23 protein-coding genes, 1 tRNA gene and 2 pseudogenes are annotated in these 20,010 nt (G+C 71.0%); 15 read left to right on the forward strand and 11 right to left on the reverse strand.

Annotation, left to right across the window (positions count from 1 at the left end; genetic code table 11):
• Positions 1-11: 11 nt before the first annotated feature.
• Entirely contained in the window at positions 12-1,139 is a 1,128-nt protein-coding gene (locus ACLQ28_RS13085) for a LolA family protein (protein WP_425686492.1), read from the reverse strand.
• Positions 1,140-1,234: 95 nt separating this feature from the next.
• Here ACLQ28_RS13085 and ACLQ28_RS13090 point away from each other — a divergent pair, with 95 nt between their 5' ends.
• Both ACLQ28_RS13090 and ACLQ28_RS13095 read left to right on the forward strand, forming a co-directional pair.
• Entirely contained in the window at positions 1,235-1,891 is a 657-nt protein-coding gene (locus ACLQ28_RS13090) for a response regulator transcription factor (RefSeq protein ID WP_425686493.1), read from the forward strand.
• A 74-nt stretch (positions 1,892-1,965) separates the two neighbouring features.
• On the forward strand, positions 1,966-3,351 hold the full coding sequence (locus ACLQ28_RS13095) for a sensor histidine kinase (protein WP_425686568.1): 1,386 nt from the start codon (positions 1,966-1,968) through the stop codon (positions 3,349-3,351).
• Positions 3,352-3,619: 268 nt separating this feature from the next.
• On the opposite strand, the gene ACLQ28_RS13100 is transcribed toward ACLQ28_RS13095, so the two are convergent.
• Together ACLQ28_RS13100 and ACLQ28_RS13105 are read right to left on the reverse strand one after the other, a co-directional pair.
• On the reverse strand, positions 3,620-5,293 hold the full coding sequence (locus ACLQ28_RS13100) for a tetratricopeptide repeat protein (RefSeq protein ID WP_425686494.1): 1,674 nt from the start codon (positions 5,291-5,293) through the stop codon (positions 3,620-3,622).
• A 57-nt stretch (positions 5,294-5,350) separates the two neighbouring features.
• Entirely contained in the window at positions 5,351-5,812 is a 462-nt protein-coding gene (locus tag ACLQ28_RS13105; protein WP_425686569.1) for a MarR family winged helix-turn-helix transcriptional regulator, read from the reverse strand.
• 49 nt (positions 5,813-5,861) lie between these two features.
• Between ACLQ28_RS13105 and ACLQ28_RS13110 the strand changes: the two genes are divergently transcribed.
• Both ACLQ28_RS13110 and ACLQ28_RS13115 read left to right on the forward strand, forming a co-directional pair.
• Complete coding sequence (locus ACLQ28_RS13110; protein ID WP_425686495.1) at positions 5,862-6,383, forward strand: VOC family protein; 522 nt, start codon at positions 5,862-5,864, stop codon at positions 6,381-6,383.
• Between the two features lie 24 nt (positions 6,384-6,407).
• Positions 6,408-7,292: a hypothetical protein gene (locus ACLQ28_RS13115; RefSeq protein ID WP_425686496.1), complete on the forward strand. Its 885-nt coding sequence runs from the start codon at positions 6,408-6,410 to the stop codon at positions 7,290-7,292.
• A 70-nt stretch (positions 7,293-7,362) separates the two neighbouring features.
• On the opposite strand, the gene ACLQ28_RS13120 is transcribed toward ACLQ28_RS13115, so the two are convergent.
• Entirely contained in the window at positions 7,363-7,542 is a 180-nt protein-coding gene (locus ACLQ28_RS13120) for a DUF4236 domain-containing protein (protein WP_088990736.1), read from the reverse strand.
• Positions 7,543-7,782: 240 nt separating this feature from the next.
• On the opposite strand from ACLQ28_RS13120, the gene ACLQ28_RS13125 reads away from it, so the two are divergent.
• The 7 genes from ACLQ28_RS13125 to ACLQ28_RS13155 all read left to right on the forward strand — a co-directional run bounded on the left by ACLQ28_RS13125 (position 7,783) and on the right by ACLQ28_RS13155 (position 13,272).
• On the forward strand, positions 7,783-7,860 hold the full coding sequence (locus tag ACLQ28_RS13125) for a putative leader peptide (RefSeq protein WP_350938629.1): 78 nt from the start codon (positions 7,783-7,785) through the stop codon (positions 7,858-7,860).
• Between the two features lie 130 nt (positions 7,861-7,990).
• Positions 7,991-9,022: an ABC transporter substrate-binding protein gene (locus ACLQ28_RS13130; RefSeq protein ID WP_425686497.1), complete on the forward strand. Its 1,032-nt coding sequence runs from the start codon at positions 7,991-7,993 to the stop codon at positions 9,020-9,022.
• On the forward strand, positions 9,019-9,864 hold the full coding sequence (locus ACLQ28_RS13135; protein WP_425686498.1) for an ABC transporter ATP-binding protein: 846 nt from the start codon (positions 9,019-9,021) through the stop codon (positions 9,862-9,864). The genes ACLQ28_RS13130 and ACLQ28_RS13135 overlap by 4 nt, the downstream gene beginning before the upstream one ends.
• Complete coding sequence (locus ACLQ28_RS13140) at positions 9,857-10,723, forward strand: ABC transporter permease (RefSeq protein WP_425686499.1); 867 nt, start codon at positions 9,857-9,859, stop codon at positions 10,721-10,723. The genes ACLQ28_RS13135 and ACLQ28_RS13140 overlap by 8 nt, the downstream gene beginning before the upstream one ends.
• A gap of 11 nt (positions 10,724-10,734) precedes the next feature.
• The gene (locus ACLQ28_RS13145) at positions 10,735-12,069 is read left to right on the forward strand and encodes an LLM class flavin-dependent oxidoreductase (RefSeq protein WP_425686500.1); all 1,335 of its coding nucleotides are present in this window, start codon (positions 10,735-10,737) and stop codon (positions 12,067-12,069) included.
• Positions 12,066-12,635, forward strand: coding sequence for a flavin reductase family protein (locus tag ACLQ28_RS13150; RefSeq protein ID WP_425686501.1), 570 nt, complete (start codon positions 12,066-12,068; stop codon positions 12,633-12,635). The genes ACLQ28_RS13145 and ACLQ28_RS13150 overlap by 4 nt, the downstream gene beginning before the upstream one ends.
• A gap of 25 nt (positions 12,636-12,660) precedes the next feature.
• A complete protein-coding gene (locus ACLQ28_RS13155) occupies positions 12,661-13,272 on the forward strand; it encodes a malonic semialdehyde reductase (RefSeq protein WP_425686502.1) in 612 nt (203 codons plus the stop codon).
• A gap of 87 nt (positions 13,273-13,359) precedes the next feature.
• On the opposite strand, the gene ACLQ28_RS13160 is transcribed toward ACLQ28_RS13155, so the two are convergent.
• Positions 13,360-13,815 carry an RrF2 family transcriptional regulator gene (locus ACLQ28_RS13160; RefSeq protein ID WP_425686503.1) on the reverse strand — a complete coding sequence of 152 codons (456 nt, stop codon included), beginning with the start codon at positions 13,813-13,815 and terminating at the stop codon, positions 13,360-13,362.
• Between the two features lie 7 nt (positions 13,816-13,822).
• The gene (locus ACLQ28_RS13165) at positions 13,823-14,815 is read right to left on the reverse strand and encodes a helix-turn-helix transcriptional regulator (RefSeq protein ID WP_425686504.1); all 993 of its coding nucleotides are present in this window, start codon (positions 14,813-14,815) and stop codon (positions 13,823-13,825) included.
• Between the two features lie 203 nt (positions 14,816-15,018).
• Between ACLQ28_RS13165 and ACLQ28_RS13170 the strand changes: the two genes are divergently transcribed.
• Positions 15,019-15,795 carry a glucose 1-dehydrogenase gene (locus ACLQ28_RS13170; protein WP_425686505.1) on the forward strand — a complete coding sequence of 259 codons (777 nt, stop codon included), beginning with the start codon at positions 15,019-15,021 and terminating at the stop codon, positions 15,793-15,795.
• A gap of 116 nt (positions 15,796-15,911) precedes the next feature.
• On the opposite strand, the gene ACLQ28_RS13175 is transcribed toward ACLQ28_RS13170, so the two are convergent.
• Positions 15,912-16,343, reverse strand: coding sequence for an SsgA family sporulation/cell division regulator (locus ACLQ28_RS13175; RefSeq protein WP_007457244.1), 432 nt, complete (start codon positions 16,341-16,343; stop codon positions 15,912-15,914).
• Positions 16,344-16,637: 294 nt separating this feature from the next.
• Here ACLQ28_RS13175 and ACLQ28_RS13180 point away from each other — a divergent pair, with 294 nt between their 5' ends.
• Together ACLQ28_RS13180 and ACLQ28_RS13185 are read left to right on the forward strand one after the other, a co-directional pair.
• Entirely contained in the window at positions 16,638-17,195 is a 558-nt protein-coding gene (locus ACLQ28_RS13180) for a TIGR02611 family protein (RefSeq protein WP_425686506.1), read from the forward strand.
• Between the two features lie 50 nt (positions 17,196-17,245).
• Positions 17,246-17,317: transfer RNA gene (locus tag ACLQ28_RS13185), tRNA-Val, on the forward strand.
• 88 nt (positions 17,318-17,405) lie between these two features.
• Here ACLQ28_RS13185 and ACLQ28_RS13190 read toward each other — a convergent pair.
• Positions 17,406-17,729: pseudogene (locus ACLQ28_RS13190) on the reverse strand (tyrosine-type recombinase/integrase); the annotation flags it as partial.
• A gap of 315 nt (positions 17,730-18,044) precedes the next feature.
• Here ACLQ28_RS13190 and ACLQ28_RS13195 point away from each other — a divergent pair.
• Positions 18,045-18,122: pseudogene (locus ACLQ28_RS13195) on the forward strand (type II toxin-antitoxin system RelE/ParE family toxin); the annotation flags it as partial.
• Positions 18,123-18,147: 25 nt separating this feature from the next.
• On the opposite strand, the gene ACLQ28_RS13200 reads toward ACLQ28_RS13195, so the two are convergent.
• From ACLQ28_RS13200 to ACLQ28_RS13210, 3 genes are all read right to left on the reverse strand, one after another.
• Complete coding sequence (locus ACLQ28_RS13200; RefSeq protein ID WP_425686507.1) at positions 18,148-18,405, reverse strand: hypothetical protein; 258 nt, start codon at positions 18,403-18,405, stop codon at positions 18,148-18,150.
• Positions 18,406-18,427: 22 nt separating this feature from the next.
• Positions 18,428-18,631 (reverse strand): hypothetical protein, encoded by a 204-nt coding sequence (locus tag ACLQ28_RS13205; protein WP_425686508.1) that lies wholly within the window; start codon positions 18,629-18,631, stop codon positions 18,428-18,430.
• Between the two features lie 489 nt (positions 18,632-19,120).
• Entirely contained in the window at positions 19,121-19,963 is an 843-nt protein-coding gene (locus tag ACLQ28_RS13210; protein WP_425686509.1) for a DUF4253 domain-containing protein, read from the reverse strand.
• Between the last annotated feature and the right edge of the window lie 47 nt (positions 19,964-20,010).

Raw genomic sequence — 20,010 nt, forward strand, 5'->3', positions numbered from 1 at the left:
ACACCTGTGGATCAGCCGCGAGCGACCTGGTAGAGCCGCTCCGGGGTGACCGCGCCGGCAAGCACCCGGCCGTCGTCGGTGAGCAGCACACTGAACAGCTTGGCGGTGAGCAGGCGACCGCTACCCCAGTCGCCCTTGACCGCCTCGAGCGCGCCGAGCAGCTTCGACGCGTCCAGGTCGGGTGCGGCGCCCGCCGATGGGACGGCTGGCTTCGCGTCGGCCGGCTTACCGCCTACCGCTCCGTCGAGGCGGGCGACGAGCACGGTGGTCCAGCCGGAGCCCACCGCGCGTACCTGCGGATCGCCCGCCGGCTCGGCGTGGCCGGGCTTGCCCGCGGCCGGCCGCTCGGCCTTCTCCTCGTTGACCGTCACGCCGGGCGGCGGGTTGAACGTGAACTGGTCGGCGTCGGGGCGGCGGTAGTCGACCTGGGTGAAGGCCATCTCGAACGCCGGCTGGTCGCTGCCCTTCGCGAGCACCTCGAAGCGCAGCGGCACGTGCTGCTTGGCGTCGATGGCGATCCGCAGTTGGTGCACCAGCGAGTCACGGTCGCGCGGCTGGAGCACCAGCTCGTACGCGTCCTGACCGGCGACGGTGGCCGAACGACCGACGCTCACTTCGGTGCTGGGGTCGATCGCGCCCAACGCCAGGTCGGCGGCCTGCTGCGGGGTGGCCGGCAGGCTCGGCATCGCCTCGGGAGCCGGCTTCGCGGCCTCGGCGTCGCCCAGTGTGCGGTGGGTGGCGGTGTTGGTGCGGCTCTGCCAGGTCCACACGTCGCGGCCGTTGCGGATCACGTCCTGCTCGCCGAGGGTGTCCAGCAAGGCGACTCGCTGCCGCTCCGGACCGGAATACCAGACCCGCAGGGTGTGCGTGCCGGTCAGCATGGTGGTCAGCTCGTTGCCGGGGATCAACCCGGCGATCGGCGGCAGGCCGAGGTCGGCGCGCTGCACGACGGTCCCGGACAGCCCCTCCAGCCGGGAGGTCTGCAAATCGACAAGGAGTTGGGCTGCGGTACGCGGCGGCAGGCTCGGCTCGGCCTCCGCAGCGAACGTGCCGATCGCCGCGCCACCGCCGATGACGGCGACGGCGGCAGTGGCCGGGACCAGCCAACGAAGGACGGGACGACTTCTCAGGACGGACATGGTGACACCTCCTGCGGCCATCCTGCCCCCTCGGCCCTGTGAAGGTGCTGAGGAAGCCAAACCGTCACGATTGACCCGGGTGGCACCCTTGGGCTGTGCGGTTGCTGGTGGTTGAAGACGAGGCCCGGTTGGCGGCTGCCCTGCAACGCGGCCTGCAGGCGGAGGGGTTCGCGGTGGATGTGGCGGGGACCGGCCCGGCCGGCCTGGACGCGGCCCGGCACGGCGAGTACGACGCGATGATCCTCGACGTGATGCTGCCCGGCCTCTCCGGCTACGAGCTGGTGCGGCGGCTGCGGGCGGAGCAGCACTGGTTGCCGGTGCTGATGCTCTCCGCCAAGGACGGCGAGTACGACCAGGCCGACGGCCTCGACTGCGGTGCGGACGACTACCTGACCAAACCCTTCTCGTACGTGGTGTTGCTGGCACGGCTGCGGGCGCTGCTGCGCCGGGGCGCGCCGGAGCGCCCGACGGTGTTGGCAGTCGGTGACCTGCGGCTGGACCCGGCCCGCCGCCGGGTGACCCGGGCGGACGCCGAGGTGGCGTTGACCGCCCGGGAGTTCGCGCTGCTCAACTACCTGATGCGCCGGCCCGGCCAGGTGATCTCCAAGACCGAGTTGCTGGACCACGTCTGGGACGCGAGCCTGGAGACCGCGCCGAACGCCGTCGAGGTGTACGTCGGCTACCTGCGCCGCAAGCTCGGCCGGGACCGATTGGAGACGGTCCGGGGCGCCGGCTACCGGCTGACGACGTGACCACCGGCAGCGCGGCGCCCGCCCGCCGGGTCCGGCCGGGCTGGATGCCGGTGCTCGGGTTGCGGGGGCGGCTCCTGGCGATCGGCGTGTTCGGCCTCACCGTCGGGTTGGCCCTGGGCGGGGTGGTGCTGCTCGGCACGCTCGGTTTCGTGCTCCAGCGAACGGTCGACACCGAGGCGTTCCGGACCGCCGACGCGGTCGCCCTGCTCGCCGCCGAGGACGCGTTGCCCGACCCACTGCCGGTGGCCGGCGGGCAGGTCCGCGTCCAGGTCATCGACACGCAGGGGCGGATCAGGGCCGCCTCGATCGACGCCGACCGCCTGGTGCCGATGGTGCGCCCGGAGCAGTTGGACCGCAGCGGTCGGCAGCGGCTGGAGGTGCCGGCGGAGCGGGTGGGGCTCGCCGGCCCGGTCCGGGTGGTCACCGTGCCCGCCGGCACCGCCGCCGACCCGCTCACCGTGCTGGTGGCCCGCTCGATGGCCGATGTCCAGCACAGCACCCATGTGGTCCGGACCATCCTGCTGGTGGCGTTTCCGCTGCTGGTGGCCCTGCTGGCCGGGGTGGCGTGGCGGGTGGTGGGCGCGACTCTGCGGCCGGTCGAGGCGTTACGGCGAGGCGCCGAGGAGATCACCGGGCGGGCCGGTACCGGCCGGCTGCCGGTGCCCGCATCGGCCGACGAGATCCACCGCCTGGCGGTCACCCTCAACGGCATGCTGGACCGACTGGAATCCGCCCGCGTCCGCCAGCGGGCGTTCGTCTCCGACGCCGCACACGAGCTGCGCAGCCCGTTGACCAACATCCGGACCGAGCTGGAGGTGGCCGAGCGCCTCGCCGACCGTACGGACTGGACGGCGGTGACCGCCAACCTGCTCGCCGACACCGACCGGCTGAGCCGGCTGGTCGACGACCTTCTGCTGCTGGCTCGCCTGGACGAGGCACCACCAGCCCGGGGCACCGGCCCGGTGGAGCTGGGCGCGTTGCTGACCGAAGCCGCCGCCCGCTACCCGTCGCCGCCGGTGCGGGTGGTGTTGCCGGCCGGCCCGCTCTGGACGACCGGCAATGCCGACGAGCTGCGTCGTGTGCTGTCCAACCTGGTCGACAACGCGGTCCGGCACGCGTACGGCAGCGTCGTGCTCGCCGCCGAGGCGGCGTCAGCGGCGCGGTCGGTCGGGCCTGACGTCCGGGCGTACCACCTGGTGACGGTGACCGACGACGGCCCGGGGATCCCGGTGGCGGACCGGGAGCGGGTGTTCGACCGGTTCACCCGGCTGGATGACGGGCGCGCCCGCGACGACGGCGGCGCCGGTCTGGGGCTGGCCATCGCCCGGGAACTGGTGCGACGCGCCGGCGGCAACATCACCCTGACCGACGCGGAGGAGCAGCACGGGCTACGGGTGTCCGTGCGGCTGCCGGCGTTGGCGACCGAAGAGGACGCCGCGCCGGGAGCAGACGCGCTGTGACGATGGCGTTGCCCCCCACCCACCTCGGTCGCACCCTTTGCTCTGCTTCAACAGAGGCAACAGTTACGCTCCGTGATTCTTGCCGAGCTCGCGCTGAACCAGGCGGTCCCTATCTTCGCTGCTCATGAGGGGTGTTGCCTGGGTGGAAGCAGAGCAAAGGCTGCACGGGGACGGTGGCCGGGTGGGCAGCGCTTGACGGTGCGTCACGGAGAGGTGTCGGGGCCCGCAGTCACGCTGAGTCAGGTCATCAGGCGTGTGGGCTGGCGGGTCAGCGGCGGCGGGTGCAGACCTGCTCCGAGCTGGCCACGGTGTCGGTGGACCAGACGACGGCGACGGTGAAGCAGTAGTCGTTGGTGCGGTTGAGCGCGTAGATGACGTAGCTGGTGGTGCCGGCTGGCAGGTTCGCGAAGACGTTGCGGTCCTGGCCGGTGCGGCCACCCGCGATGACCACCGGGCCCTCGCTGCCGGCCGGGTAGGTCCAGTTCAGCGCGATGCTGTCCCGGTTGTCGCGCAGGGTTACCGCGCCGGGCGGACTGCCAGGCGGTGCTGCGGCGCCAGCCGATGTGGGCGCGGCGCCGCCCGAGGGGGGCGCGGTGGTGGCCGGCGGACGGGCGGTGGGGGAGCCACTGGCCGGTGGTGGGGTCGGCTCGTCGTCGCCGTCGACCCGGGCCACCCCGGCGATCACCGCGGCAGCGCCGAGCAGCACAACGACCACGCCGGCCACCAGCACCGGCACCAGCCGGTTGCGCTGCGCCGCAGGCGCCCGGCGCACGGGCACCGGCAGCAGCCGGGACGGCGTGTACGGCTCAAGCGGCGCGTACGGGTCCGGCGGCGCGTACCGGTCGGACGTCGTGTACGGGTCGGACGTCGTGTACGGGCCCGGCGGCGGGTATGGACCGGATGTCGCGTACGGGTCAGGCGGCGCGGTGGGTCGGTGTAGCCGGTACACCCCAGGCTGCTCCTCCGTGCCGCCGGCCAGCCCGACCACTGACGGGGGCACCGGGGTGTCGGTGCTGTGGGGCGTGTGCTCCTCGGCCGGCTCGGATGGCCACCGGGTGCCCCTCGACCCGACTGGTTCGTCGGCTGGTGTTCGGGGGTTCGGAACCGCCCCGCCAGCCGCTGTCGGTTCGGCGTGGTGTGGCGGAGGCGCCGGCGGGTGGTAGCCGGACTCGCTCGGGCCGTCGTCGTGCGGTGGGATGCGGGCGGCGGGCACCACGGGCGTGTCTCCGGCCGTGGGTGGATCGTCGGCGCAGGCGTGGTCGGGATTGGCGGCCGCACGGGCCAGGGCGGCCACCTGCGCGGCCAGCGGATCGTCGGCGGGCAGGTGCTGGCGGCACAGCTCGCGCGCCAGCGCCAGGTTGTCATGAGCCTCGGTGAACTGCCCGCAGTCACGCTGCATCGCCCCGAGCCGCGCCAACATCTTGATGCCGCTGGGGTGCCCGTCGCCATACACCTCGCGGTGCAGCTCCCAGGCATCCTGGAGCCGGTCACGGGCCACCGTGCACTGGCCGCGGGCGTACTCGACGGTGGCCAGGTCGGCATGCGCGGCGAGCACCCGCAGCGACTCCGGGCCGTCCTGTGCGGTCAGCTCGATGATGACTTCCTGGTAGAGCCGGGCGGCCCGGGAGTGGCTGCCGACCCGGTGCAGCACCGCGGCCAGGGTTGCCGCGGCGGCCACGGTGCGTGGGTCGGAGCGACCGTGCAGTCGGGTGCAGGCCGCGTACGCGAAGGCGGCCCATCCTCGGGCCGAGTGCGGCTCGCCGAGGGCGACCAACACCCGCGCCTGGAGGCTGGCCGCCTCGGCCAGCTCTTCGGTGGCGTTGGCCGGGCGAGGGTCGGCGTCGGTGAGCGCGTCGGAGAGCAACTGCTGCGCGCCGGCCAGATCGCCGGCCGACACGAGGTGGTGCGCCTGATCAGTCAGTTCACCGAAGCCGGAAGACACGCCCCATCGTGCTCATCTGACGACGGTAAGTACAAGACCCGCGCCGGTGACGATTGGTCAGTATCCGGTCAGGTGCTCGGCCAACGTCTCGCTGATTCGGCGCAGTTGGTCGACCTGGGCCGGGCTCAACGCGTCGAACAGGTGCCGGCGTACCCCCTCGACGTGGCCTGGTGCGGCGGCCGCGAGGGTGGCGAATCCTTCGTCGGTGAGCAGCGCGACTTGCCCACGTCGGTCGGTCGGGCAATCCTCGCGACGCACCCAGCCGGCCGCCTCCAGCCGGGCCACCGCGTGTGAGAGTCGGCTGCGGGACGAGCCGGCGGCCTTGGCCAGGTCGCTCATCCGCAGGCGGCGACCGGGGGACTCGGACAGCACGACCAGGAGCTCGTAGTACGCGTGCGGCATGCCCGCGTCGCGTTGCAGCTCGCGGTCGAGCGTGTCCATCAGCGCCCGGGAGGCGGCGAGGTACGCGCGCCAGGTGCGCTGCTCGTCAGGGTCGAGCCAGCGGGTCATGACCGCCATCATACCCGCAATAGTTGAACGCTCAACTAAAGCGCGCTAGCCTCGGGTCATGGGAATCCACCGGCTCAACCACGCGGTCCTCTACGTGAGTGACCCCGCCCGCAGCGTCGCCTTCTACCGTGAGGTGCTGGGCTTCCGCCCGGTGGCGATGACCCCGGACGGCTTCCGGGGTGCCACGTTCCTCCAAGCCCCCGACTCCACCAACGACCACGATCTCGGCCTGTTCGAGATCGGCGCCGGCGCCGGGCGGTCGACCGCCGGTCGGGCCACCGTCGGCCTCTACCACCTCGCCTGGGAGGTGGACACCCTCGACGAGCTGGCCGCCACCGCCGAGCGGCTCGCCGCCGCCGGCGCGCTGGTCGGCACCTCCGACCACGGCACCACCAAGAGCCTCTACGGGCAGGACCCGGACGGGCTGGAGTTCGAGGTGGTCTGGCTGATCCCGGCCGACCTGCTCGACGACGCCGCGCTGGCCGCCCGCAAGCAGATCGGTCGGCTCGATCTGGACGCCGAGCGGCAGCGCTACGGCGGGCAGACCCGGGGCGGGGTGGGGATCTCCGTCCCGGCCTGAGCGGTCGTACGGTAGAACGGACCGATGCCGACCGACCGGACCACCGATTTCCTCCGCGAGCTGCTGGTCCGCCAGTTGACGAGCTGGCTGCCCACGGCCCTGCACCGCTCCCGGCGGGCCACCGTCGCACTTGCCGGTGCCGACGCCGACGGCGCGGTGGCCGCGCTGCGGGTGGTCGTCGCCCACGCCGACCAGTTGCGTGGCCGGCAGGTGACCCTGCTGGTGCTGGCCGACAGCGCCGCCGACCTGCCGGCCCGACTCGGCCCGATCGAGGCGGAGCTGCCCGCCGAGGTCACCGTGCACCTTCTGCCCGGTGACCCTTACCGGCTTCCGGTCGCGGTGAAGGCCGGCGGGGCGGCCGGCGCCCCGCTGTTCACGTTCGTGGACGTGCCCGGCGCGGTGACGCCGAAGCTGCTCACCGCCGCGACCAACGGCCGCACCGGAGAGTTGCTGCTGCACACCGGCGACAGCGCCCGCGCCGCGCTCGTCTCCGCCGGCTTCCCCCTGGTCGCCGAGGTGGCGCCGGTGCTGCCGGACGGCGAGGCTGCCGGTGTGATCGCGTTCGGCAGCCGCTCCGACCGGAGTCTGGAGGCGGTCCGCGACGCGCTCTGGGCGGTCGGCGCGGAGCTCGGCGTGCACTACCGCGACCCGGCCGACCCGTTGGGCGCGACGGTCGACGTGGCCGGCGATCCCGACCTCGAACCGTTGGGCCGTGAGTTGCTGGCCGAGTTGCGAGAGGGCGGGCCACGGCCGGTCACCGAGCTGCGTCGGCACACTCTCACCGCGACCGTCTACCGTGCCGCCGACGCCAACCAGGCGCTCGCCGACCTGCTCGACGCGGGTGACGTGCGGCGCGACCGCGAGGCCGGCAGGCTGGCCGGCGACGAGATCATCACGTTGGCCCGCTGAGGGCGTCACCCCACGGACGCCGAGCGGGGTGCCGGTGAATCACCGGCACCCCGCTCGACTCCCGGGATACTTACGACCGGGCCTTGTCCTGCTTCCAGGACAGCGGACCCGGCAGGTCGACCCGGTGCGCCCGCGCCTTGGAGTTCCAGGACCAGCGCCCGATCTTGATGCTCCACGAGGAGAACCCGTTCTCGGTGAAGTTCAGGATGATCGGACCGTACTTCTTGCGCTTGCGAAACATGAGGCCCATCGGAGGACTCCCCTCGTCACCCGTTCCCTGCCGTGTCGAGATCGAACATTCCCGTACCGGTCAATTCCGAAACCCCCTCGCCGTCCCGCTTGGACGGTGGCCGGGCAATTCCTATACAACAGATAGGTGTTGCGCCACGGTAAACGCTGCTAGGGGCGCTCCGTAACATCGGCAGCGATGCAAGTCTCACCTTCTGGAAGACCGTTGACCGGCCGATCCCGCCCCCGGCAGCATGAGGTCATGTCGCAGCGGGATGAGCTTCACCTCACCGCTCGTGTGCACGTCGACCTGGTCCGGCACGCGAGCGCGCTCTGTTGAGCTGACCGGTCCATCCGGCTCGGCTCCAGCCCGCACTCCCACAGCCCGCCCGCTCAACGCGGAGCAGCGTGCCTTCGCGCCCTCATCCGGGCGTCCTCGCTCCCATCGTGGACAGATCAGGAGACTCCTCATGTCCCCACCCCGTCGCGCCGTCCTGCGCGCCCTCGCCATCGTTACCGCGCTGGTTCTGCTCACCGCCGCCGCCGGTTGCGGCGGCGATGCCGCAGCCGGCGGCGGTCAGGCCACCGAACTGCGTTACCAGGGCTCGGTCGGTCAGGTCACGCTCCCCGAACTCGCCGCCGACCTCGGCTACCTCGGCGACGTCCGGCTCAACTGGATCGGCAACGTGACCGGTGGCCCGCAGGACATCCAGGCCACCGCCACCGGGCAGAGCGACTTCGGCGGCGCGTTCAACGGCGCCATCGTCAAGCTCGCCGCCGCCAACGCCCCGATCACCGCCGTGGTCAGCTACTACGGCTCCGACGCGCAGAGCTTCCAGGGCTACTACGTGCTCGACGACAGCTCGATCCGTGGTCCCCGTGACCTGATCGGCAAGAAGGTCGGCATGAACACCCTCGGCGCGCACGCCGAGGCCGTGCTCAAGACCTGGCTCGCTCGCGGCGGGCTCACCCCCGCCGAGATCAAGCAGGTCGAGTTGGTCGCCCTGCCGCCGGTCAACGCCGAGCAGTCGTTGCGGCAGAAGCAGATCGACGTCGCGGTGCTCGGTGGGGTGATCCGGGACAAGGCCATCGCCAGCGGTGGCATCCGCACCCTCTTCACCGACTACGAGTTGCTCGGCGCGTTCAGCGCAGGCGCGTACGTCTTCCGCGACGACTTCATCAAGCGCAACCCGGAGACCGTCAAGGCGTTCGTCACCGGAGTCGGCAAGGCCATCGAGTGGGCCCGCAGCCAGCCCCGGGAGACGGTGATCGCCCGGATGCGGGACGTCATCGGCAAGCGGGGCCGCAACGAGGACACAACGCTGATCACGTACTGGAAGAGCAGCGGCGTCGCCGGCCGGGGCGGCGTGATCGACGAGCAGGAATTCGGTACCTGGATCGACTGGCTTGCCGCCGAGGGTGAGCTCAAGGGCGACCAGCCCAAGCCAGCCGACATCTTCACCAACCGGTTCAACCCCTTCGTGGACGGCGGTGGCGCGTGAGCACCGACAAGATCCTCTTCGACGCGGTGAGCAAGACCTTCCCGGTCCGCGCCACCCGGCGTGGCGGCGCCGGCGCGGTCACCGCGCTGGACCAGGTGACCCTCGGGGTACGCCCCGGCGAGTTTCTGGTCGTCGTCGGCCCCAGCGGTTGTGGCAAATCCACCCTGCTCGACCTGCTCGGCGGGCTCACCCGGCCGACTGCCGGGCAGGTGCTCGTCAACGGTCGGCCCGTCACCGGCCCCGGCCTGGACCGGGGCATCGTCTTCCAGCAGTACGCGCTGCTGCCCTGGCGCACCGCCGCCGGCAACGTCTCCTTCGGGCTGGAGGCCAAGGGGGTGCCCCGGGCCGAGCGCGCCGCCCTGATCGCGCACCACCTGGACCTGGTGGGCCTGCGCGGTTTTGCCGACCGGTATCCGCACGAGCTGTCCGGCGGGATGAAACAGCGAGTAGCCATCGCGCGCAGCCTCGCGTACGACCCGGACGTGCTGCTGATGGACGAGCCGTTCGCCGCGTTGGACGCGCAGACCCGCGACTCGTTGCAGGACGAGTTGGTGAGCATCTGGGCCCGCACCGGCAAGACCATCGTGTTCATCACTCACGGCATCGACGAAGCCGTGTATCTCGGTCAGCGGGTGGCAGTGCTGACCTCTCGGCCCGGGCGACTCAAACAGGTCATCGACGTCGACCTCGGCGACCGGGACGCGGCCGAGGACGTCCGCTCCACCGACGCGTTCCGCCACCACCGGCACCAGATCTGGACCCTGCTGCGCGACGAGGTGCGCGCCGCCCAGGCGGCCGAGGGCACCGGCGTCAGCCACAAAGAGGAGGCCCACGTTGGTTGACATCGCCGAACGTCCCACCCGACTCGCAGGCCCACCCACCGTGCCCCGGGCGGCGGCCGACCGTGCCGCTCCCCGCCTCGCCGGTCGTCTGCTCGCAATTGGTGCAAAGGTGCTGCACCGCACCGTCGCGATCGCCGCGCTGGCCGCGATCTGGGAGGGCGCACCCCGCCTCGGGTTGGTGGACCGGGTCTTCCTCCCCCCGCTGTCCGAGGTGTTGGTGGCCTGGTGGGAGTTGCTGCGCACCGGGCAGCTCACCGAGCACGTCGGGGCGAGCCTCACCCGGTCGCTGGCCGGGCTCGGTCTGGCGGTGCTCACCGCCATCCCACTCGGACTCCTGATCGGCTGGTACCGGCCGCTCGCCGAGCTGCTCAGCCCTCTGCTGGAGGTGTTCCGCAACACCGCCGCGCTGGCCCTGCTGCCGGTTTTCGTGCTCATCCTCGGTCTCGGGGAGACCTCCAAGATCGCCCTGGTGCTGTACGCGTGCTCCTGGCCGATCCTGCTGAACACCATCGCCGGGGTGAAGGGCGTCGACCCGCTGCTCGTCCGATCGGCCCGCTCGATGGGTCTGAACCACCTGCGGATGTTCCAGAAGGTGATCCTGCCGGCCGCGGTGCCGACCATCTTCACCGGCGTCCGGCTGGCCGGGGCGTACTCGATTCTGGTGCTGGTCGCAGCCGAGATGGTCGGTGCGAAGGCCGGCCTCGGCTACCTCATCAACTACGCCCAGTACAACTTCGCGATCCCCGACATGTACTCCGGGATCATCACGATCTCCGCCATCGGCCTGGTCGTCAACCAACTCCTCGTCGCCATCGAACGTCGCTTCTCCACCTGGCGCGTCGACGTCACCGCCGGATAGGACAGATACCAATGACTCGTACCCTGCACCTCAACGCGTTCCTGATGGGCGTCGGCCACCACGAGGCCGCCTGGCGGCACCCGCGTACCGACCCGCGTCGAGTCACCGACGTACGGCATTTCCAGGAGCTGGCCCGGATCGCCGAGCGAGGCACGCTCGACTCGCTGTTCCTCGCCGACGGGCTCTCGGTGGGGCCGAACCCCCGACACAACATCCAGGCCGTCTTCGAACCGCTGACCCTGCTCGCCTCGCTCGCCGCGGTGACCGAGCACATCGGTCTCATCGCCACGGTCTCCACCACCTACAACGAGCCGTTCCACACCGCCCGCAAGTTCGCCTCGCTGGACCATCTCAGTGGCGGCCGGGCCGGCTGGAACATCGTCACCTCCGCGCAGGAGCGGGAGGCGGTCAACTTCAACCGGGACAGCCACCCCGCGCACGCGGACCGCTACCGGCGGGCCGCTGAGTTCGTCGACGTGGCGGTCAAGCTCTGGGACAGCTGGGAGGACGACGCGCTGGTCTTCGACAGCGCCGCCGGTGTGTTCGCCGACACCGATCGGGTGCACGAGGTGGCGCACCGTGGCCCGGAGTTCCAGGTTCGCGGCCCGCTGAACATCCCCCGTGGGCCGCAGGGCCGACCGCTGCTGGTGCAGGCCGGATCGTCGCCGGACGGGATCGCCTTCGCCGCCCGCTACGCCGAGGCGGTCTTCACCGCACAGCAGACCCTCGCCGACGGCCAGGGTTTCTACACCGAGCTGCGCCGGCAGGTCTCCGCCGCCGGCCGGGACCCCGACCTGGTGAAGATCCTGCCCGGCATCGCGCCGGTGATCGGGGGCACCGAGGCCGAGGCGCAGGCGCTCGCCGCCGAGTTGGAGGCGCTGATCGTCCCCGAGTACGCCCTCGCCCAGCTCTCCGGCATGCTCGGCATCGACCTGAGCGGCCTGCCGCTGGACGGGCCGCTGCCGGACCTGCAGGACGCCGGCACCGTGCAGGCCCACCAGAGCCGCTACCAGCTCGTCACCGAGCTGGCCCGCCGGGAACGGCTCACCATCCGGCAACTGATCGGCCGACTCGGTGGCGGCCGGGGTCACCGCGTGGTCGCCGGCACCCCGGAGCAGATCGCCGACCAGATCGAGCTGTGGTTCACCCAGGGCGCCGCCGACGGGTTCAACATCATGCCGCCGCACCTGCCCGGCGGGCTCGCCGACTTCGTCGACCACGTGGTGCCGGTGCTGCGCGCCCGCGGGCTGTTCCGCACCGAGTACACCGGCCGGACACTGCGCGAGCACTACGGCCTGCCCCGACCGGTCAGCGCGTACGCGGCGTCGACCCTGGTGTCGGCGTGACCACCGTGGAGCGCCCCCCGGTGGACGCGGCCGAGCTGCGACCGGTGAGCACGGACCTGCTCCGCACTCTGCTGCGTCGGCAGGCCACCAGCGTCACCGTGGTCACCGCGGTCGCCCGCGCCACCGACCCTGCCTGCCTGGGTGGGATCGGCGCGCCGATCCGGGCGGGGTTCACCGCCACCTCGTTCACGTCGGTGTCGCTCGACCCTCCGCTCGTCTCGTTCTGCCTCGGGGTGGCATCGTCGAGCTGGCCGGTGCTTTCCCGCGCCGAGCACGTCGCGGTGCACCTGCTGACCTCGGGGCAGCGGGAAGCCGCGGCAGTCTTCGCGACCAGCGGCATCGACCGATTCGCCACGTACCCGGACTGGACGTCCGGACCCTTCGGGGTGCCGTTGCTGACCGGAGTGCTGGCCCGGCTGCTCTGCCGGGTGGTGCACCGGGTGCCGGCCGGCGACCACACGCTGGTGATCGCCGAGCCGATGGCGCTCGGGGACGGCGGCGAGGGCGCACCTCTGGTGTACCACCGAGGGGCCTACACCACCGCCGTCCCGCCGGTGCCGGCATGAGCGAGCGCAGCGGCGGAGGGCCGACGTGACGGCACCAACCACACCGGATTTGCTCGCGTTGGACCGGGCCGCCCAGGATCAGCTGTTCCGGGCGGCCCGCACCGCCAACACGTTCACCGACGAGCCGGTCACCGACGCCCAGGTCGCGGCGATCCACGACCTGATCCGGTACGGGCCGACCGCACTCAACGGCCAGCCGCTGCGTCTCCTGCTGCTCCGCTCCGCGGCGGCCCGAGCTCGGCTGCTGCCGCACGTCTCCACCGGCAACCGGGCGAAGACCGCCAGCGCGCCGCTGGTGGCGGTGCTCGCCGCCGACGTGGACTTCCACGAGCGGCTGCCCGAGCTGTTCCCGCACCGCCCGCAGGCCCGGGACTGGCTCGCCGATCGGACGGCCCGGGCCGAGCAGGCCCGGTTCAACGCGACGTTGCAGATCGGCTACCTGCTGGTGGGCGTACGCGCGGCGGGGCTGGCCGCCGGCCCGATGGCCGGGTTCGACGCCGACGCCGTGAACCGGGAGTTCTTTCCCGACGGGCGACACGAAACGCTGTTGCTGATGAACGTGGGCCATCCCGGCCCCGACGCCTGGCACGAGCGGCTACCCCGGCTCAGCACCTCGGAGGTGGTGCGGACCCTGTAGAGCAACAACATCGGGGCGGTGCGGCTCCACCGGTCAGTGCGGCTCCACCGGTCAGCGCGGCTCCACCGGTCAGCGCGGCTCCACCGGTCAGCGCGGCTCCCACGCGTCGGGTAGCGCGGTGAGCTTGCGGACGTGGGCGGGCAGCCGACCGCTGACGATCTCAGCGAGGCTCACCTCGTCGACGACGCGCCGGACCGCCGCACGCACCGCCACCCAGAGGCCGGGCAGGTTCTCCGCCGCACCCTCGTACCGGGTCTCCTCGGGGCGCAGGCCGCGTACCCCGGCCAGTGGGCCGTCCACGGCGCGCAGCACCGCGCCGACGGTCACGTCGCGCGGCGGACGTGCCAGCGTGTATCCGCCCTCGGCGCCGCGCTGGGCGCGCACGACGCCGGCCCGGCGCAGATCCGCCAGGACCGCTTCCAGGAACTTGCGGGGCATGTCCTGCTCTGCGGCGATGGCCTGGGTGGACAACAGCGAGGGGTACGCGGCGGCCAGGCTCAGCGCCGCCCGTACCGCGTAGTCGCCGCGCGCGGAGATCTGCACCCTGTCATCATGCCCGGCCGATGCCGCGTGCTAGTCCGGTGGGCGACCCGGGCCGTCCGGAGTGACCGCCGTTGGCCGGTTCGCCGAGGGTGCCGGGGCGGAACCTGCCGACGTTGGCGTCCGTGGGCTCGGTCGGCGGTCGGGGTCGGACCACCCGGCCCGCCACCGGTTGAAGCCGTGCGGCCCGGAACGCGCCGGGGCTGACCCCGACCTCGCGGGTGAAGAAGCGGCCGAAGTTCGTGGGTTCGGAGAAGCCGAGCCGCCGACCGATCTGCGCGATCGGCTGGTCGGTCGCGGCGAGCAGTCGGCCGGCCTGCAAGGCGACCCGCGCGTCGATGATCTGCTTGGCGCTGCGACCGGTCACGGCCAGGCAGGCCCGGGTCAGGGTCCGCACCGAGCAGCGGAGCCCGACGGCATAGTCCTCCACCCGCCGGGTCTGCGGGTAGCCGTGCTCGACCTCCCGGGAGAACCGGTGGAACGTCTCATCCTCGGGCCGGGGCACCGACCGGTCGTCACCGGCCAGGGCCAGCCGCAGCAGCAACACGGCCAGTTGATGGCGCAGCAGTGCGCGGGCGATGCCGCTGTCGGGGTGCCGCTGGCAGTCCACCGCCAACTGGCTCACCTCGGTGATCACCGCGTCCTCGTCCTCGCCGGCCAGTTGCCGCCAGGTCACGGGGGCGTCCACGTCGATGTCGAAGCCACGCAGCGCCTCGGGCTTCCAGGAGACCACTGTGGCGTCGAACTGCGGGCCGGGGCAGCGCAGCACCTGGCCGGCGCGGACCCGGAGCAGCGTGCCGGGCCGGCACGGCAGCAGATGAAAGTCGAGCTCCGCGTCACCGTGGCCCCGCGTGGTCAGGATCAGCAGCTCCTGCTCGACGATCACCGGCCGCTGCCAGCCCGGGTCACGGGAAAGGTCGGCCAGCGCGAACGTGGCAATCTCGTCGGTTACGGGTGAAGCCGTTCCGATCGGCGGCGCGGGGGAGAGACCGGTGGAAACCATCGCTAGCGACGGTAGTCCGAACCGCAGGTCATCGCATCCTGATCGACGTTCGTCGCAAAATTCGCGCTTCGTGGCGTCTTGTCACGATCCCGGCGGCCGGGCTACGTTACCCGGCGGTAGCGCCGTCTGGTCTGCGGACCGCTCGGTGTCCCGCCGGCCGCCCACCCGGCCGGCGACCCCCGCCGACTAACGATGGGATGGGCATGACTCAGTTGTTCTCGGTCGAAGGTAAGACAGTCGTGGTCACCGGCGGGTCGCGGGGGATCGGGCTGATGATCGCCCAGGGCTTCGTTCGGGCCGGCGCACAGGTGATCATCTCGTCCCGCAAGGCCGACGTCTGCGAAACGGTCGCCAAGGAACTCTCCGCCGAGGGCAGTTGCGAGGCCGTCCCCGCCGACCTGAGCGAGGACGCCGGCGCCGAAGCGCTTGCCGCCGCTGTGTGCGAGCGCTTCGGTCGCCTCGACGTGCTGGTCAACAACGCCGGCGCGACCTGGGGTGCACCGCTGGAGACGTACCCGGAGGCCGCGTTCGACAAGCTCTGGGCGGTCAACGTCAAGGCCGTCTTCCGGCTCACCACCGCGCTGCTGCCGGCGCTGCGCGCCGCCGCCAGCGCCGACGACCCGGCCCGCGTGATCAACATCGGGTCCATCGACGGCATCCGGGTGCCGTTCATGGAGGTGTACGCGTACTCGGCCACCAAGGCGGCCGTGCACATGCTCACCCGCAGCCTGGCCCATCAACTGGCGGGTGAGCAGATCACCGTCAACGCGATCGCGCCCGGCCCGTTCGAGAGCAAGATGATGGCGTTCGCGCTGAGCGACCCCGAGAGCCGGGCCGCCATCGAGCAGCAGGTGCCGCTCGGCCGCATCGGCCGCCCCGACGACATGGCCGGCGCGGCCATCTATCTCTCGTCGCGCGCCGGCGCATACCTCACCGGCGCGATCATTCCCGTCGACGGCGGCATCACCACGCACGGCTGAGCACCGGCCGGCCCGGGGCGGGCGTGCCCGCGTACCCCCGGGTGTGCCGCGGCCGCGCGGACTCGGCAGATCCGCGCGGCCTCGGGTTTGGCCGGTGTTGCCCGTTCGGGCGGTGCTCAGCGACCGGCGAGCAGCCGGTTCACCGCTGTGTCGACGTCCAGGTGCTCGGCCTCGCGGCCGCGCGGGACGACGACGTACGTCCGTCGAAGGAAACGCACCAGAACGCTGCGCGGCACCTCGAAGAGGGCGTTGCCGTCCGGTGACGAGAGGGCCAGCGCGACGAAATCGCCGCGCGGTGTGGCCCAGGGCCAGACCCGCACATCACCGATGCCGGCTGGCTCGTCCAGGCCGGTGACCAGCAGTTCGCGGGCGAAGGACCAGCTCACCGCCTCGCCGCCGGCAGATTCGGCATGGAACAGGACATGGACCGCATACGGGTCAGCAGGGTCGTAACGCAGACTGGCACGCACCGGCAAGGCGGTGGCGTCAGGTGCGACGAGCCTTAGCGACGTCTCGACCTCTACGGTCGTCGGTCGGATGACACTCATGGACGTTCTCCCCCCGGCACCGCTGCGGAACGCGCGTGTCCCGCTTTTCCCATACTCAGGTGCTACTCCTGGCTACGCTCCGCCATACGCTGACTTCACCCAGTGGTGGGAAGGGGGACGGAAAGGCCGCAAGAATGTGAGGATTCATGTAGGATTTCCGGTTCTGCCCAGTGCGTGATCCCGCCCGGCATCGGGTGGTTCAGTCGTCGACTTACTCCGGTAACGTCCAGTCGGGCGTTGCAGTGACGGGCCCGGGCGACACTGGGGGGTGAAATGGTGGCGAAGGGATCCTCAGTGGATCCGCCCGCGGCGTCCGGCCGGCCGAAGGTCGCGGTCCGATCAGCCGAAAGGCGGGGGTACACAGTGCCGATGGAACAGCCCGAACGCGCCGGTCGGCCGGCGTCCGACGCCGACCGCACCGGCGGCGTCCTTGTCATCGGGGAGCCGCCGCGCCGCCCCCGCTGGCGGGAGCGGATCTCGATGACCCTCGAGCTCATCCGAGCCAACCCCACCGGCCGGATCGCGCTCAAGATCTTCATCGCGATCGCGGGGGCAGTCGTGGTGACCATCGGCATCGCCCTCATCCCGCTGCCCGGGCCGGGCTGGCTGCTGGTCATCGCCGGGCTGGGCATCTGGGCCGTCGAATACCACTGGGCCCGCCGACTGCTCGGCTTCACCCGCCGACACGTCCACGGGTGGACGCAATGGGTGACGCGGCAGTCACTGCCAGTGCGAATCGTGCTCGGCTCCGTCGGCCTGCTCTTCGTGGCCACCGTGGTCTGGCTGTCCCTCAAATACAGCCTCGGCATCGACGTGGTGGCCAAGGCGATGCAGTACCTCGCGACGCACTGACCCCGGATTTCCGGTCCGGTTCCACGATCGGGTAGAGTCAGTGTCGCTGAGGGCGATTAGCTCAGTGGGAGAGCGCTTCGTTCACACCGAAGAGGTCGCTGGTTCGATACCAGCATCGCCCACCCTTAGTTTGCGCAGGTCAAAGGCCACTTCCCGGGTTCGGGAGGTGGCCTTTCTGCTGTCGTGCAGCAGTTAAGTACAGCAACGGCGTCAGTGGCCGAGTGAATCGCCAAGGCGTTTGAGAGCGTCTCTGGTCGCCTTGTTAAATACCTGCGTGTAGATCTCCATCATCACGGAGAAGCGGGCGTGCCTCAGCACCTGCATGGCGACTCTGGGGTGGACCTTGAGGTCAGCGAGCAGCGTGGCGCAGGTGCGGCGGGCGTCGTGGACGGTGATCGGCTTGACCTTGGTTTTCTCGCACCTGACCTGCCACGACCGTTGGAAGTTACGTGGCTCGATGGGTGTGCCGCGGCGGGTGGTGAATACGAGTCCGGTCTCGTGCCATGCCTTTCCGGCGGCTGCTTCAGCCTCATCGGGCGTCGTGGCGGGCGAAGCACGCCGCGGGCATCGGCACTCCGGTATCGCCTGGCACACTCCGTACAACGTCCACCAAGGACACGCCGGCACCGTCCACGCGGTCCGCGCCAAGGTCCTGACCGTCGCCTACCAGCGCCACCCCGAACGATTCGTCCGTAAACACCCCGAACCAGAAGTCCTGCCCGCAGCGGCATGGATCAACCCACCCGTTCAGGAGCAGGACGACCAGCAGATTCACTCGAAGAATCCCTGATCAACCCGCCTCAAAAATCTTGACACCTTCCGCAGTCGGATCCCGAGATCTACCGTTCGGTGAATGTCGCCATCGACATGCTCGCCGAGATCGGGCCAGGTCTGGGACGCCCGCTGGTCGACACGGTGCAGGGTTCGAGGGACCCGATCTACGCTTCGGCCGTCAGTTCGAGGTCCGGATCTGCTCCAGGCGCGTCAGAGGTTCCCGGAGGTGCTCCATGAGCTCCCGCAGCGCGTCCTTCTCCGCCGTGGTGATCACGACGTCCTCCTCCGACAGGGCGCCGACGAGCGTCGTGATCGCCAGGTCCCAGGCCCCGGCGCCGGCGGCCTCCCGGACGATCGGCCGGTAATTCGGGCTGATCTTGGGTGCGATCTGGTCGGTGATCCGGCGGCTGAGCCGGTAGAAATCGATGACTTCCATGGGTCTCCCGTGGGTGCGGTGGCTAGGCCGGCGGGTTGGTGGTGACGCCCTCGCCGCTGAGGGGGTAGCCACCGGCGATGCTGCCGTCCTTGTCCAGGGTAACGGCGCAGGTGATGCCGTCGCGGGTGCCGGTGACGAGCCAGCCGTCGCCGTCGGGACGTGGCTGAGGGCGGCTGTCGGGGTTGGTGGCTCCATGTCGCCTGGCAGGGAAGTGTCCGCAGTTCAAGGCGATAAGGAGTCGTTGGTTGGCCCGTCCTTGCAACTGGGAGCAGAGTGGGCGCAGGTTGGCGAAGAGGTCGCCGCGACCGAAGTGCTCACCACCGCCGGACAGGCACGAGGGCTCTGACCTGCGGTGATCCGGTCAACGGGTGCGGTGTGGCCTCCCAGTGAAGGGCGAAGTGGTCAGGTGGCGCTGCTCCCAAGGAGACTGGCGCCGGCCGCTGTCTCGGGCCGCCCAACACCGTGCCTGCAGGTATTCGATAGATTGACGCAGAACGCTGCGGGCGGCCGGGTTTAAGTCCGCCGCGGGTCCGTCATCTGAGACACCGATCCCACATGCATCGTCCTGAGTAGGCCCTTCAGGCTGGAGATCTCTTCGGCACGCCGAAGGCGTCCGCGTCGGTGCCCCGCGGAGGAGGTAGGGCGGCGTCCGCACACGCCGATGTGCGGACGCCGGTGTAATGCTTTCCTCTGCCCGGCACCCGCACCCTGGCGGTCAGTCCCACCAGAACGACCACCAGGCCCGGTTCGTGAGGCTCTCGGCGTAACGGATGAGGGTGTCTGTGCTGGACTGCCACACGTTGTCGGGGCAGAACGCAAAGTGTTCCGCAGCGACGCGCAGCGCGTGGTCTGCATCGGTCGGTGGAGCGGCGACGCTGAGGTATAGCTCGGCTGGTCCGAGGCCGACGACTCTGGCACCGAAACGTTCTTCCCAGCTGCGCAGCACCGTGCTGAACTGCGCGGTGTCGTTCTCGTAGTTCAACGGCCCACCCCACCCCAGATCGGCCGGGGCATCCGCACCGCGGGAACTGGCAATCAGCCCGAGGCGCGGCGCGGTCAGCCACGAGTCGGCCATCAGATGTTCCGCGAACTCGGCAGCCCGAGTCGCGGGGTTTTCTTGCAGCGTTCCGGCAGGTGCGAGCCCAGGCCACCGATTGCCAAACGGCGCCGTGACGGCCAGCCGCTCCGGCGCGCTGAGCACGTCGTCGTCCTCATCCACGGTCGTGTAGACAGACCACCACCCAGCCAGCAGTACGCCAGCGTCATGATCACCCGGCCGGGACTTGATGAGACCCGGGTCGAGTTGACCGGTCGTCCAAGGGCTGCCCGGCTCGTACGAACTCCCTCCGAGCAGCAGTGGCCACAGACCCGTCCGGCCATGGCGCGCCTGAAGTGAGCCCCACAGACCTGCGTCCGGACGGGTGTCGCTGATCCAGAGGATCGGCTCCTCGAGAACGCCGGCCTCGGTCTCGTGCACGGCTCGCCCCGGCGGAAGGTCAAGGCTGAGGGGGCCGCTGCCCGAGTCGTCTCGAAGGTACGTCAACGAATTGCCTGTCATCGGCCGCAGGGTACAGGCCCGCCAAGACAATCAGATTCACTCGCCTC

The sequence above is a fragment of the Micromonospora sp. DT201 genome (genome assembly GCF_049841575.1).
GTDB lineage: Bacteria > Actinomycetota > Actinomycetes > Mycobacteriales > Micromonosporaceae > Micromonospora.

Coding starts and splice junctions, on each gene's coding strand:
- ACLQ28_RS13085 (WP_425686492.1), bottom strand. CDS start 1,139: ATGTCCGTCCTGAGAAGTCGTCCCGTCCTTCGTTGGCTGGTCCCGGCC.
- ACLQ28_RS13105 (WP_425686569.1), bottom strand. CDS start 5,812: ATGGCGGTCATGACCCGCTGGCTCGACCCTGACGAGCAGCGCACCTGG.
- ACLQ28_RS13110 (WP_425686495.1), top strand. CDS start 5,862: ATGGGAATCCACCGGCTCAACCACGCGGTCCTCTACGTGAGTGACCCC.
- ACLQ28_RS13115 (WP_425686496.1), top strand. CDS start 6,408: ATGCCGACCGACCGGACCACCGATTTCCTCCGCGAGCTGCTGGTCCGC.
- ACLQ28_RS13120 (WP_088990736.1), bottom strand. CDS start 7,542: ATGGGCCTCATGTTTCGCAAGCGCAAGAAGTACGGTCCGATCATCCTG.
- ACLQ28_RS13125 (WP_350938629.1), top strand. CDS start 7,783: ATGTCGCAGCGGGATGAGCTTCACCTCACCGCTCGTGTGCACGTCGAC.
- ACLQ28_RS13130 (WP_425686497.1), top strand. CDS start 7,991: ATGTCCCCACCCCGTCGCGCCGTCCTGCGCGCCCTCGCCATCGTTACC.
- ACLQ28_RS13145 (WP_425686500.1), top strand. CDS start 10,735: ATGACTCGTACCCTGCACCTCAACGCGTTCCTGATGGGCGTCGGCCAC.
- ACLQ28_RS13165 (WP_425686504.1), bottom strand. CDS start 14,815: ATGGTTTCCACCGGTCTCTCCCCCGCGCCGCCGATCGGAACGGCTTCA.
- ACLQ28_RS13170 (WP_425686505.1), top strand. CDS start 15,019: ATGACTCAGTTGTTCTCGGTCGAAGGTAAGACAGTCGTGGTCACCGGC.
- ACLQ28_RS13175 (WP_007457244.1), bottom strand. CDS start 16,343: ATGAGTGTCATCCGACCGACGACCGTAGAGGTCGAGACGTCGCTAAGG.
- ACLQ28_RS13200 (WP_425686507.1), bottom strand. CDS start 18,405: ATGGAAGTCATCGATTTCTACCGGCTCAGCCGCCGGATCACCGACCAG.
- ACLQ28_RS13210 (WP_425686509.1), bottom strand. CDS start 19,963: ATGACAGGCAATTCGTTGACGTACCTTCGAGACGACTCGGGCAGCGGC.